This is a genomic window from Protofrankia sp. Cj3 (genome assembly GCF_917627355.1).
Lineage (GTDB): Bacteria > Actinomycetota > Actinomycetes > Frankiales > Frankiaceae > Protofrankia.
Genome location: NZ_CAKJTR010000139.1, coordinates 1 through 13387, shown reverse-complemented (window position 1 = coordinate 13387; position 13387 = coordinate 1). Strand labels below are relative to the sequence as shown.

The following is a 13387-nucleotide window of genomic DNA, read 5'->3' as shown; positions in this document are numbered from 1 at the left end:
GGGATGCCGGTGAACTGCTCGGCGACAAAGAAGGGTTGCGACAGGAACCGCTGGATACGCCGCGCCCGGTTGACGAGGATCTTGTCCTCTTCGGAAAGCTCGTCGATACCCAGGATGGCGATGATGTCCTGCAGATCCTTGTAACGCTGCAGGATGCGCTGCACCTCACGCGCCACGTCGTAGTGATCCTGCCCCAGATAACGGGCGTCAAGAATGCGTGAACTCGAGTCGAGCGGGTCAACCGCTGGATAGATCCCCAGATCGGAAATGGCCCGGGAAAGCACCGTGGTCGCGTCGAGGTGCGTGAACGTGGTGTGCGGGGCCGGGTCGGTGATGTCGTCCGCGGGTACGTAGATCGCCTGGAGCGAAGTGATCGAGTGGCCGCGCGTGGAGGTGATCCGCTCCTGCAGGACGCCCATCTCGTCGGCCAGGGTGGGCTGATAGCCCACCGCGCTCGGCATGCGTCCGAGCAGGGTCGAGACCTCGGCACCAGCCTGGGTGAAACGGAAAATGTTGTCGATGAACAGCAACACGTCCTGCTTCTGGACGTCCCGGAAGTACTCCGCCATGGTCAGCGCGGCGAGCGCGATCCGCAGCCGGGTGCCCGGGGGCTCGTCCATCTGCCCGAAGACCAGCGCGGTGTCCTTGATGACGCCGGCTTCGGTCATCTCCAGGAACAGGTCGTTGCCCTCCCGGGTGCGCTCGCCGACCCCGGCGAACACCGACACGCCTTCGAACTGCGTGGCGACACGGTTGATCATTTCCTGGATGACAACCGTCTTGCCGACGCCGGCACCACCGAACAGACCGATCTTCCCACCGCGCACGTAGGGTGCCAGCAGGTCGATGACCTTGATGCCGGTCGTGAACATCTCCGTCTTCGACTCGAGCTGGTCGAACGGGGGCGCCGACGCGTGGATCGATCTGCGTACGTCGGTAGCGATGCTTTCGACGTCAAGTGGCTCGCCGAGCACATTGAACAGGTGCCCCTTGGTGGCGTTGCCAACAGGAACCGTGATCGGTGAGCCGGTGTCCTGAACCGGTGCCCCACGCACCAGACCGTCGGTCTGCTGCATGGAGATCGCCCGAACGGTGTTGTCACCGATGTGCTGCGCGACCTCGAGCGTCAGCGTTGCGGTCTGCCCGTCGATGGTGCGCTCGACGCGCAGCGCACGGTAGATCTCGGGGATCTCGTCGGGCGCGAACTCCACATCGACGACCGGGCCGATAACACGGGCGACCCGGCCGATCCCAGGGGCCTTGCCCTCCACCGCGGCGGGCGAGGTAGTGGTGACGGTCATGGCGTCCTCTGCTTCATCAAGGTGCCCTCCGCGACTGACGGCTCCGCCAGGAGGCCAGCGACTTCAAGCGGTTCATCTGCATGTCATACCCCGAAGTCACCGGCGGCTCTTCCCGCGGCCGGTGACTTCGAGCATTCTTCGGTGTAACGGTCGGCTAGGAAACCTGGGCGAGGGCGTTGGCCCCGCCGACGATTTCCGATATCTCCTGAGTGATGGCGTCCTGACGAGCCGCGTTCGCCCGGCGGGTGTAGGTCTTAATCAACTCACCGGCGTTGTCAGTCGCGGATTTCATCGCTCGCTGGCGGGCCGCCGACTCGGACGCCGCGGACTCCAGCAGCGCCGCGTGCAACCGGCTCTCGACGTAGCGAGGGAGCAGCGCGTCGAGCACGCCCTCCGCGGACGGTTCGAACTCGTACTGCGGAAGCGGGCCGCCAGGTGGGGGCTCGGCGGTCGCCTCCAGCACAAGCGGCAGAATGCGGTGCGCAACCGGTCGCTGGGCCAGGGTGTTGACGTACTCGGTGTAGACCACATGAATCTCGTCCACCCGGTCGCTCTCCCCCGACGGGTCCAGGAAGCGCGCGATCAACGCATCGGCCACTTCCTTGGCGTTGTCGTAGCCCGGCTGTTCGGAGAAACCGATGAACTCGCCGGCCAGCTCCCGGCCACGGAAACGGTAGTACGTGACGGCCTTGCGCCCGACCGCGTACAGGACCGGCTCCTTGCCCTCCGCGCGCAGCAGCTCCAGCAGCTCACCCGTCCGGCGCAGCACGTTGGCGTTGTAACCACCAGCAAGGCCGCGGTCACTGGTGACCACGAGGATCGCGGCTCGCCGCGGATCTGTGCGTTCGGTCGTCAGCGGGTGACGAATAGTGGTCTGCGACGCCACCGCGGAGATTACTCGGGTGATCTCGTCCGCGTACGGCCGGGAAGCGGCAACCCTCGCCTTGGCCTTCACGATCCTGGATGCGGCAATGAGTTCCATCGCGCGGGTAATCTTCTTGGTCGACTGAATCGAGCGGATGCGGCGCCGGTACTCACGGAGCTGGCCGGCCACGTCCTCAGTCCTCGTCCTTCGGCTTCGCCTGATGGATCTTGATAGCTTCCCGCTCCACCTCGGACGGGTCCAGGCTCTCCGGCAGCGGCTCGTTGACCAGCGGCAGCCCGCCCGACAGCGTGAACTCGGCCTTGAACTTCGCGACCAGCTGCTCGAGCGCGCTGACGGTGTCGTCGTCCAGCTTGCCCGTACCCTGAATGGTCCGGTAGACCCCCGGCTGGATCCGCTCGATGAAGTCGAGGAACTCACGCTCGAAGCGGCGGATGTCCGCGACCGGCACATCGTCGAGCTGCCCGGATGTACCCGCCCAGATCGATACAACCTGCCGCTCGACCGGGAAGGGCTCGTACTGCGGCTGCTTGAGCAGTTCGACCATGCGCGCGCCCCGCTCAAGCTGCGCCCGCGAGGCCTTGTCGAGATCCGAGCCAAACGCGGAGAAGGCCTCCAGCTCGCGGTACTGCGCGAGGTCGAGGCGCAGCCGCCCCGCGACCGACTTCATCGCCTTGATCTGGGCGCTCCCGCCCACGCGGGAGACCGAGGTACCGACGTTGATCGCCGGACGGACACCCTGGTTGAACAGGTCGGTCTCCAGGAAGATCTGCCCGTCGGTGATGGAGATGACGTTCGTCGGAATGTAGGCGGAGATGTCGTTGCCCTTGGTCTCGATGATCGGCAAACCGGTCAGGGAGCCGGCACCGAGCTCGTCCGACAGCTTCGCGCATCGCTCCAGCAGCCTGGAGTGCAAGTAGAAGACGTCGCCGGGATAAGCCTCACGGCCCGGCGGGCGGCGCAGCAACAGCGAGATCGCCCGGTATGCCTCAGCCTGCTTCGACAGGTCGTCAAAAACGATCAGCCCGTGCTGGCCGTTGTACATCCAGTGCTGACCGATTGCCGACCCCGTATAGGGTGCGAGGTACTTCAGGCCGGCTGGCTCGTCAGCGGGCGCCGCCACGATGGTCGTGTAGGCCAGCGCGCCGGTCTCCTCCAGCGTGTTGAGGACAGCCCGGATGGTCGACTTCTTCTGTCCGACCGCCACGTACACGCACTTGACCTGGAGCTTCGGATCCCCCGTCGCCCAGTTCTCCCGCTGGTTGATGATCGCGTCCAGTGCGACGGCGCTCTTGCCGGTCTGCCGGTCACCAATGATCAGCTGACGCTGGCCACGGCCGATGGCGGTCATCGCGTCCACCGCCTTGATACCGGTCTGGAGCGGCTCCTTGACCGGCTGGCGCTGGACGACCGTGGGTGCCTGCAGCTCCAGCGCTCGGCTCTCGGTGGAGACGATCTCGCCGAGCCCGTCGATCGGGCGGCCCAACGGATCGACCACCCGGCCGAGGAAACCGTCTCCGACCGGGACGGAGAGGATCTGGCCGGTGCGACGGACCTCCTGGCCTTCCTCGATGTGTTCGGAGTCACCGAGGATGACGCAGCCGATCTCGGCAACGTCAAGGTTCAACGCCAGGCCCAGCACGCCGCCGTGGAACTCCAGCAGCTCGTTGGTCATGACGTGCGGCAGGCCCTCGACCCGCGCGATGCCGTCGCCCGCGACGACGACCCGGCCGACCTCCTCACGCTCCCCGACGGATGCCTGGTAGGAGTCGACGTAGTCCCGGAGGGCGGCGCGGATTTCCTCCGGTCGAATGGAGAGCTCAGTCATCGCTTCGGTCCTTCAATAAATGGTGAGGGCACGTCCCGCAGGTCATGCGCGGTCTGGGTGTCCACGAGAGCGCTCTATCGGTGCAGTCGCCGGCGCGCGTCGGTGAGGCGGCGGAGGACGCTGCCGTCGACCACCTCGTCACCCACCCGCACGACAACGCCGCCCAGAACGGCCGGATCGACGTCCACCTGGAGCTGGACATCGCGACCAAAATACCGGCTGATCGCTGTCCGCAACCGAAAAATCTGGTCCCCCGCGAGAGGGACAGCCGTGCGCACCACAGCGACGAGCCGGTTCCGGCGGGCCGCCGCGATCACGGTCAGTTGCTCAAGACGGTGCTCAAGATCTCCATAGTAGCGCTCCGCAACCGCACGCTGGACGAGACGTGTCGTTACAGCCTTGGCCCTGCTGTCCAGCAACGTGGCCACGAGTTCCCGCTTCGCGGGCCACGGGGCCGCCGGATCGCTGAGCGCCAACGACAGTTCGGGCGTCCGGTTGAGGATGCGGCCGAACCGGAACAGCTCGTCCTCCACATCGTCGAGGACGCCTTCGCGCTGTGCCTGGGCGAGCAGGACCTCGACCCCGAGCTCGGACACGGCACGCTGGAGATCGAGCGGCCGGGCCCACCGGCCGGTAGCCACAACCTGCAGGATGTCGAGAGCCGCTGCCGAGACCTTGGCATCGAACAGGCGGGCCGCGAGGCCGGAGCGGGCCGATCCGGGGGTGCCCGGATCAGCCAGCGCCCGGCGGATCGCCGGCTCCCGGCTGAGAAGATCCCCCACAGCTTCGAGATCGTCCGCCAGCCGGCCGAGATCGACCGGATAGTGGGACCGCATCCTGATGCCGGGTGGCGGAGGCATGGTCAACTCATCCAGGCGAGCACGCGCCGCGTCCAGAGAACGTCGGCTGGATCCCTCCACGCGTCAGCCCCCCGGACCAGCCGGAGCTGGGACGGCCGGCTCGCCTGGGTGCTCCAGGCCGGCTATGAAGTCGTCGACCAGTTGACGCTGGCGGTCATCGCGCTCCAGCTCATGGCCAACGATCTTCGTTGCCAGCTCGAGGGCGATGTCACCGACCTCACGCCGGAGCTGAGCGACGATCTGCGCCCGCTCCGCGGCGAGCTGTGCCTCGCCACGTGCCTTGATCTCGGCGACTTCCGCACCCGCCTGGGAACGCAGCTCCGCGAGGATCCGACCTCCCTGCTCACGGGCGTCCTCACGGATACGGGCAGCCTCGGTCTGCGCGTCGGCGAGCTGCGCCCGGTAGGAGGTGAGAAGCTCCTGAGCCTCCCGCTGAGCATGCTGGGCACGGGCGAGATTGCCCTCGATAGCCTCGGTCCGCTCGGCATACGCTCGCTTGATCTGCGGATAGACCTTCCAGAAGAAGAAGGCCACGAGCAGGCCGAACGACAAAGTACCGATCAGCAGCTCGCCAAGCGGGGGAATGAGGACGTTCTCGTCCGAATGCCCGCTCTCCCCGGCGGCTTGCAACAGTGTTGTGGCAACCACGGTGTCTCCCTCCGGCTTAGGGGAAGACGAACGGGACGACGAAACCGATCAGAGCCAGTGCTTCCGCCAGCGCGAAGCCAATGATCATATAGCGGAAGGCCACCTGCTCCGCTTCGGGCTGGCGGGCTATCGCCTGCACGCCCAAGCCGAAGATAAGGCCGATTCCAATACCCGGCCCGATGGCCGCCAAGCCGTAGGCCACCGCGCCAAGGGATCCGCTCACCTGATCGGCAGCAGCAAGCACCAAGGAAGGGGTGTCTGCCATCTCATATTCCTTTTCCAGTCGGGCACCGGGACCTGCCACGGTGCTGATCGGGGTGTCCGAACCTTTTTATGCGTGCGCTCCGGCGGGCGCCCCGCTCACTGCGTGAGCATGGTCAGCCGCGGGAGAACTCTCATGTCCGCCACCGGATTCGATCGCACCGGAGATGAAGGCGGCCGTGAGGATTGTGATGATGTACGCCTGCAAGCCGTCGATGACGAGTTCGAAGCCGGTCAGCACGATCGTCATGAGCAGCGAGGCGAGTCCGAAGACAAAGGGCGGCTTGGGTAGCAGGTACTCCGCGCCGAGCGAGAACACCAGCAGCAGGATGTGGCCGGCGAACATGTTCGCGAACAACCGGACCGCCAGCGTGAACGGCCGCACGAGCAGGGTCGACATGACCTCGATCGGTCCAAGGAGAACCTTGACGAAGACGGGCGCGGTCGGAGCCGGATTGATCATGTGGCCGAAGTACGCCCGGGCGCCGTTGGCCTTGATGCCGGCGTGGTTGAACAGCACGTACGTGACGGCGGAGAGAACGATCGGAATGGCGATTCGCGACGTCGGCGGGAACTGAGCGCCAGGGACAATCGCGAGCACATTACAGATGAGCACGAAGCTGAAGAGCACGAGGAGGTACGGGGTGTACTTCCGCCCGTTCTCCCCGATGACGTCCCGGGCGATCGACGTGTCGATGAAGTCATAGACCGACTCGCAGACGTTCTGCAGTCCGCGGGGCACGACCGTGGCCCGCCGGAAGGCGAGCCAGAAGAGCACACCGACGAAAAGCGCGGCGAAGATCCCCAGCGCAGTCGCCTTGTTCAGGTAAAAATGAACAGGCCCAAGATCGACATCGAACCAATGCGGCGGCTGGAACACCTCCTTGGTCGGGCCCTTGAAGCCCTCGTCAGCGAGGACCAGGGGTCCCGCGGGGACCGGCACGACGGACACCTCCATGATCAAAATATACTCTCACCAGCTGAGGAAGAGACGCAGCCGTACCGGCGGCGGTGTGGACTTACCCTATCTGGTTCAGGCGGGACAGCCCTTCCTGGCGCGGGTCGGCTCCCCCCGGGTAGGGCACCGCGCCACACATGACCATCCATCGACACAGCATGATCATGAGCCCGGCAGGACCAACGGGAGACACGACTCACACCAGATGTCCGTGAGTGGACACCCAGCACTGGCGATACTATCCACACCCCGTAGCGACCGGCATCAACTCCAGGCCGGCGAAGGCCTGTTCGCTCCCTTGTTTATCCGAAAGTAACCTACCAGTTCGTTTTTGTCATCTATGTCTCACGCTGAGAATTCGAATGAAGACGTTAAGCAACCATCGTGGCCGCCTAGAAACGCCGCGTAGCGCGACTGATCACGAGATAGAGCGAAGCAGCCATACCCACAAGGACGCCGACCGGCAGGAAGACGGTGCCGAGACCGACGAGCCGATCGATCCCGTAGCCGACCAGCCCCCAGAACCCGATTCCGGCCAACAGGGTACCGACCGCCGTCCAGGCCTCGTCAGAGATCAGGCCCGGCCGGTACGGGCGGCGTGGCGGTCCGTCACCGGCAGGCCGATCGGGGTCCCCGGCCGGGCGAGCAGTACTGTGATCACCTTGCCCTCCGCCACCGGGCTCCTGCCCGCTCTCCTCCGGATTCGGCTCGGCTTTGTTCACGTGTTCAGAGTGTCACGACGGGAGTCTTCCCGCGCCCGGAAGAGCGCGGGATCGTAAAACGGGACCCGGGTATGCGTGGCCACCCACAGCTCAGCCCCGAGCCAGCCGAAAACTCCCACAAAGATGGCCCAGGCGAAGGCGGTGAGGTCGATGGTGCTCGACCCTTCAAGGCTCACGAGCAGAGCACCCAGAATTACGATCTTCATAAGGTAGGTGCCGAGCGCAGCAGGTAGCACCATCGCCCTCGCGCGCCGGGCGACGACACTCACCACCACCTTGCTCGCTGTGAAGAAAAACCCGACCAGGCACAGGCCGAGCGCAACAGCGACAATCCCGGCCGTACCCCGGGCGACACCCGCGGCCACCAGGCCGGGCAGCGCAATGATGGCAAGCACGCCCAAACCAAGCCTGATCGTCCGCCCGGCAGAAACGATCATACTCGCCGCACCGATCGCTGGCCACTCAGCAACAGCGCCAGGAGCCCGATCAGACCGAGGCCGACCACGGAGGCGAGAATGGGCAGCGGCTGCCGCGAGAAGGAGGCGGCCACCCCGCCAAAGCCGAGCAAAGCTGCCCAGAAGTACATGATGAGAACCGCGCGGACATGGGATTTCCCGATTTCCAGCATCCGGTGGTGCAGATGCATCTTGTCCGCGGCGAACGGCGACCGGCCGGCACGGGTCCGGCGGACCACGGCCAGCCCGAGGTCAATGAACGGCACCGCCAGCACGGCCAGTGGAACAGCCAGCGGAATCAGTGACGGCAGAGATCGGGACGGCCCGGCGTATCCGCCATAGGCGACCTGGCCGGTTACCGAGATCATGGAAGCGGCTGAGAGCAGGCCGACCAACATCGAGCCGGAGTCCCCCATGAACAGCCTGGCCGGGTTGAAATTGTGCGGCAGGAAGCCGAGGCACACCCCGGCGGTGACGGCGGCCAGTAACGCCGCCGGCGCCGCCCGGGAGAAGTGATTGATCACAGCAACCTCGTAGGCGAAGTAGAACGTGGCTCCCGCGGCAATTGCCGCAACCCCCGCGGCAAGACCGTCCAACCCGTCGATGAAGTTCATGGCGTTGACAAGAACGATCGTGGCGAGAATTGACAGCGGCACGGCTGTCTCCGGTCCGAGGCTGACGGTGGTGTCGCTGTCCGGATTGACAGCGAACGACCACTGGACGCCCAGCAGAACCATCACCCCGGCGGCCGCGACCTGACCCGCGAGCTTCGTCAGCGGATCCAGCGGCCACCGGTCGTCCACGACTCCGAGCAGGCAGATCACAATGGCCGCGGCACCCACCGCGTGTGGTTCGGCCCAGTCCCGCGAGACCGAGGACAGGAACGGCAGGTTATCGGCGACTTCCAGACCGGCCACGAGCCCCGCGAGCATGGCGAGCCCACCGAGACGCGGGGTCGGCACCGCATGTACGTCACGGTCACGGACGCCAGCGACGGCGCCGATCCAGATGGCGAAGCCCCGTGCGACCGGCGTGCACAGGAATGTGACCGCTGCCGACACCGCGAATACGAGCAGATACTCCCGCAACAGCCCGCAACCTTCGCTGATCTACCGCGCCGCCACCACGGCGTGCCTGATGGATGTTGGTCGATGTGGGCATTGATCCGTACGATCGAAGAAGACACGCCCTAGCGCTGGTAGACAGGATGCCGGCCGACCAGGACAGAGACCGCTCTGGCCACATCGGGGGCGGCGAGCGGGTCACGGACCGCTCGGGCGATCAGAGCCGCGATCTCCTTCATCTCGTCCTCCCGCATGCCCTGGGTGGTAACCGCCGGGGTGCCAACCCGGATACCGGAGGAAACCGCGGGCGGCTGCGGGTCATACGGGATGGCGTTCTTGTTCAGTGTGATCCGCGCGGCATCACACCGGGCTTCCGCGTCCTTACCGGTCACGCCAAGAGCGCGAAGATCGAATAGGGCGAGATGCGTGTCGGTGCCGCCGGCAACCGGCCGCACACCCTCCGCGGCGAGCCCGTCCGCGAGAGTCTGGGCGTTAGCGATGACCTGACGTGCGTAGTCAGCGTAGGCGGGGGTGGCGGCCTCCCGCAACGCCACCGCCTTGGCCGCGACCGCGTGCATGAGCGGGCCGCCCTGGCTGAACGGGAACACCGCCTTGTCGATCCGCTGGGCCAGCTCCTCGCGGCAGAGGATCATTCCACCCCGCGGCCCACGCAGGACCTTGTGAGTAGTGAAACTGACCACGTCGGCATAGGGCACCGGGCTGGGGATGGCCCCGCCCGCCACCAGACCGATGAAGTGCGCGGCATCGACCACCAGCCATGCCCCGACCTCGTCGGCGACCGAGCGGAAGGCGGCGAAGTCAATCAGCCGGGGATACGCGGTGGCGCCACAGATAATCATTTTAGGTCGATGCTGACGCGCGAGGTCGCGGACCTCGTCATAGTCGATCATTTCGGTGTCTTCGCGCACCCCGTAGGCGACGACATCGAACCACTTCCCACTGAAGTTGACCCGACTACCATGAGTAAGATGACCGCCGTGCGGCAGCGACATCGCCAGCACGGTGTCACCGGGCGCGAGTAGCGCGGCGTACACCGCGAAGTTGGCCTGCGCTCCGGAGTGTGGCTGCACGTTCGCGTGCTCGGCGCCGAAGAGCTTCTTCGCTCGAGCGATGCCGATCTCCTCCGCGCGGTCAACGACCTGGCAGCCACCGTAGTAGCGACGGCCCGGGTAGCCCTCGGCGTATTTGTTCGACAACGTCGACCCGAGGGCCGCCAGCACCGCCGGCGAGGTGAAGTTCTCGCTCGCGATGAGCTGAAGACCCCCACGGAGCCGGTCCAGTTCGGCCAGGACGACGTCCGCGATCTCGTGGTCCTCGGCCTGGAGCTGATCGAAGTCCGGGCCCCAGAACGGGGTGCTCATAAGCTGCCTCTCCTCGTGCGCGCCGCGCGCCTGGCCCTGGCCGCGCGATTGCGCCGTCCGCGCGAAGGCCGCCGGGCCGGAAGCGGCCAGACAGGGGAGTGTCCCGATCGCAACGCCCCGTCCTCGGCTGGTCCAACCCCCGCCCCGACAGCTTACGGCGTGGGGCCGCGACCGGCCGAGGGTGTCATGCGGTCGCGGCGGGTTCCTGCACGGAGGACAGCACCTCGCGCAGCGCCGCCATACCGATCGCGCCCGTCCGCAGCACCCGCGGGACCTCACCGGTACAGTCAACGATCGTCGACGCGATGCCGGCCGAGCACGGACCGCCGTCAAGGTACACCTCAACAGAATCACCGAGCTGCGCCATGGCGTCATCCACCGTGGTCGCGGGTGGCTGGCCGCTGATGTTCGCGCTGGACACGGCCATCGGCCCGGTACGGCCAAGCAGTTCAATCGCGACCGGGTGCAGCGGCATCCGCACCGCCACAGTGCCACGGGCATCACCGAGATCCCAGCTCAACGACGGCGCGTATGGCACGACCAAGGTCAGCCCACCCGGCCAGAATGCCCGGACCAGGTCCCTGACCGGCTCGGTAACCCGCTCGACAAGCCCGTCCAGGGTGCGCCACGAGCCAACGAGCACCGGCACCGGCATGTCCCGGCCACGGCCTTTGGCCGCGAGCAGCGCGCGGACCGCGACCTGATCGAAGGCGTCCGCACCCACGCCGTACAGGGTGTCAGTGGGCAACACGACGAGCCGGCCGTGGCGCACCGAGCGGACGGCTGCCTCCAGCCCGGCCGCACGCTGTCCGGGGTCCGTGCAGTCATACCGTTCGCTTGCCGACTCCCTTGGCCTCACTGGCTCCCCCATTACTTCAGCGATCCTTCATCACAGTCCGGCAGCACAGCACATCACCAGTGCGCGTCTACCGCTCCCGCGACCGGCGTGACGCCGAGACGAACCGGTCCCGCCCCGCCAGGTCGAGATGGTCCTGGACATCCTCCCAGCAGCCGGAGTCACGCAGCAGCGCAGGGACTGCCGAGCCGTGGCGGTCGGAATGTTCGATCACCAGCTTCCCGCCGTCCCGCAGCAGGTCACTCGCCACCCGTACGACCGCGCGGACCCCCGCCAGACCATCCGGCCCGGCCCACAGGGCAGCGGGCGGATCATGTATGCCGACCTCGGGATCAACCTTGTCCCGTTCGTCGTCCCACAGGTACGGCGGGTTGCTCACCACGAGATCGACTCGACCTACCAGGTCTGCCAACTGCTGGACAACCGCCGTAGCTGGCTCGCGACCGTCGTTGCGGCCATGCCCAGCCGGGTCGATCCCGACATCGGCGCGATGCAGCGTCACCCGGCTGTCGGTACCGACAAAACCATGATCGACGATGTTGCGACCTGCCCACACCAAGGCTTCCGGATCAACGTCGACGGCGTGTACGCACGCGCCGGGCAGTTCCTCCGCGAGCGCGAGGGCGATCGCGCCGGAACCAGTACAAAGATCCACACAGATCGGCCGCGCCCAGCCAGCCGCTCGAACCGCGTCGAGGGCCCATCCGACCACGACTTCGGTCTCCGGCCGGGGTATGAACACCCCGGGGCCCACCGCCAGGGTGAGATAACGGAACCCGACGCTGCCGACCAGGTGCTGGAGGGGCACCCGCGCGGCCCGACGGGCGACCAGATCCTGAAACCGGTCCTGATCCGCCAGCGTGATGGCCGTCGTCCGCCGCAGCCGCCACCGGGGCTCGCCGGTGACATACGCGGCGAGCTGTTCAGCGTCCGACCGGGGGCTTGGCACCCCGGCCGCGGCGAGAGTGGTGACCGCGCTGTCCAGCACATGCGCGGCCAGCCCGGCGCTGGGCTCACCGGACGTCATGACCCGGCCCCGGCCGAAAGCCTCGCCGCCAGGTCCGCCGCGACAAGAGCGTCCAGTACCTCGTCAAGCTCACCGTCGAGTACCTGATCGAGATTGTGCGCCTTGAAACCGACCCGATGATCGCTGATCCGGTTCTCCGCGAAGTTGTAGGTACGGATCCGCTCGGAGCGGTCCACCGTGCGAACCTGGCTGGCCCGTGCCGCCGATGCCTCCGCCTGCGCCCGCTCGCGGGCCGCCGCGAGGAGCCGTGCGCGCAGGATCCGCAGCGCCGACTCCTTGTTCTGCAACTGGCTTTTCTCGTTCTGGCAGGACACCACCAGACCGCTGGGAAGATGGGTGATACGCACTGCCGAGTCCGTCGTGTTGACGCTCTGCCCACCGGGGCCCGAGGAGCGGTACACGTCGATGCGCAGCTCGTTGGGGTCGATATCGACCTCGACATCCTCAGCTTCGGGAAGTACCAGCACTCCGGCCGCCGAGGTGTGGATGCGACCGGCCGACTCGGTGACCGGAACCCGCTGGACCCGGTGGACACCGCCCTCGAACCGCAGCCGCCCGAACACGCCGCCGGTGGTCATCCGGCCAGCCTTCACCGCCACGCTCACGTCCCGGTAGCCGCCGAGATCGCTGGGATTCGCGTCCAGGATCTCGGTCCGCCAGCCGCGTCGCTCAGCGTAGCGCAGGTACATCCGCAGCAGGTCGCCAGCGAACAGCGCCGACTCCTCACCGCCCGCGCCCGCCTTGATTTCCATAATCGCATCACGGGCGTCGTCGGGATCGGTGGGCACCAGATGGGTGTGCAGCCGGTCCCGCAACACCGCGTGCGTGGCCTCAAGCTCCGCGACCTCGGCGCGGAACGAGGCATCCTCGGCGGCGAACTCCCGGGCGGTCGCGAGGTCCGCATCGACCCGGTCCAGCTCACGCGCGGTCTCCACGACCGGGGCCAGCTCCGCGTACCTGCGGCCGAGGCTGCGTGCCAGAATCGGGTCAGCGTGCACAGACGGATCGGCGAGACGGTCCTCCAGCTCGGCGTGCTCGGCAAGCAGACCGTCGAGTGGAGTGGTCATTTCGGGAATCTCCTGGTCTAGAGAGCCAACGGCGGTATGATCATTGTTTCATCGCGTCGCCGGAGGCCCGCCTGA

14 protein-coding genes are annotated in these 13387 nt (G+C 66.7%); all 14 read right to left on the bottom strand.

All coding sequences use genetic code 11. The features are described 5' to 3' along the window. Positions 1 to 1301: F0F1 ATP synthase subunit beta (gene atpD / locus MJ783_RS17220; protein ID WP_239311522.1), on the bottom strand; the 1301-nt coding region annotated here is incomplete at its 3' end. Positions 1302 to 1455: 154 nt separating this feature from the next. Continuing rightward, positions 1456 to 2355, bottom strand: a complete 900-nt coding sequence (locus MJ783_RS17215; RefSeq protein WP_239311520.1) for a F0F1 ATP synthase subunit gamma — start codon at positions 2353 to 2355, stop codon at positions 1456 to 1458. Between the two features lie 4 nt (positions 2356 to 2359). After that, positions 2360 to 4012: a F0F1 ATP synthase subunit alpha gene (gene atpA / locus MJ783_RS17210; protein WP_239311518.1), complete on the bottom strand. Its 1653-nt coding sequence runs from the start codon at positions 4010 to 4012 to the stop codon at positions 2360 to 2362. A gap of 74 nt (positions 4013 to 4086) precedes the next feature. Further along, positions 4087 to 4932 carry a F0F1 ATP synthase subunit delta gene (locus MJ783_RS17205; protein WP_239311516.1) on the bottom strand — a complete coding sequence of 282 codons (846 nt, stop codon included), beginning with the start codon at positions 4930 to 4932 and terminating at the stop codon, positions 4087 to 4089. A 3-nt stretch (positions 4933 to 4935) separates the two neighbouring features. Then, on the bottom strand, positions 4936 to 5520 hold the full coding sequence (locus tag MJ783_RS17200) for a F0F1 ATP synthase subunit B (protein ID WP_239311514.1): 585 nt from the start codon (positions 5518 to 5520) through the stop codon (positions 4936 to 4938). Positions 5521 to 5536: 16 nt separating this feature from the next. Next, complete coding sequence (locus MJ783_RS17195; protein WP_239311513.1) at positions 5537 to 5785, bottom strand: F0F1 ATP synthase subunit C; 249 nt, start codon at positions 5783 to 5785, stop codon at positions 5537 to 5539. A 66-nt stretch (positions 5786 to 5851) separates the two neighbouring features. Continuing rightward, positions 5852 to 6739 (bottom strand): F0F1 ATP synthase subunit A, encoded by an 888-nt coding sequence (atpB, locus tag MJ783_RS17190; protein WP_239311511.1) that lies wholly within the window; start codon positions 6737 to 6739, stop codon positions 5852 to 5854. 392 nt (positions 6740 to 7131) lie between these two features. Then, complete coding sequence (locus tag MJ783_RS17185) at positions 7132 to 7461, bottom strand: AtpZ/AtpI family protein (protein WP_239311509.1); 330 nt, start codon at positions 7459 to 7461, stop codon at positions 7132 to 7134. Further along, positions 7458 to 7898, bottom strand: a complete 441-nt coding sequence (locus tag MJ783_RS17180) for a hypothetical protein (protein ID WP_239311507.1) — start codon at positions 7896 to 7898, stop codon at positions 7458 to 7460. Before MJ783_RS17180 ends, MJ783_RS17185 begins: the two co-directional genes overlap by 4 nt. Beyond that, positions 7895 to 9004: an MraY family glycosyltransferase gene (locus MJ783_RS17175; RefSeq protein WP_239311504.1), complete on the bottom strand. Its 1110-nt coding sequence runs from the start codon at positions 9002 to 9004 to the stop codon at positions 7895 to 7897. Before MJ783_RS17175 ends, MJ783_RS17180 begins: the two co-directional genes overlap by 4 nt. 101 nt (positions 9005 to 9105) lie before the next feature. Then, the gene (glyA, locus tag MJ783_RS17170) at positions 9106 to 10362 is read right to left on the bottom strand and encodes a serine hydroxymethyltransferase (RefSeq protein WP_239311502.1); all 1257 of its coding nucleotides are present in this window, start codon (positions 10360 to 10362) and stop codon (positions 9106 to 9108) included. Positions 10363 to 10546: 184 nt separating this feature from the next. Then, complete coding sequence (locus MJ783_RS17165) at positions 10547 to 11233, bottom strand: L-threonylcarbamoyladenylate synthase (RefSeq protein ID WP_239311500.1); 687 nt, start codon at positions 11231 to 11233, stop codon at positions 10547 to 10549. Positions 11234 to 11288: 55 nt separating this feature from the next. Next, a complete protein-coding gene (gene prmC, locus MJ783_RS17160) occupies positions 11289 to 12245 on the bottom strand; it encodes a peptide chain release factor N(5)-glutamine methyltransferase (RefSeq protein WP_239311498.1) in 957 nt (318 codons plus the stop codon). Continuing rightward, positions 12242 to 13312, bottom strand: coding sequence for a peptide chain release factor 1 (gene prfA / locus MJ783_RS17155; RefSeq protein ID WP_239311496.1), 1071 nt, complete (start codon positions 13310 to 13312; stop codon positions 12242 to 12244). Before prfA ends, prmC begins: the two co-directional genes overlap by 4 nt. Positions 13313 to 13387: the final 75 nt, after the last annotated feature.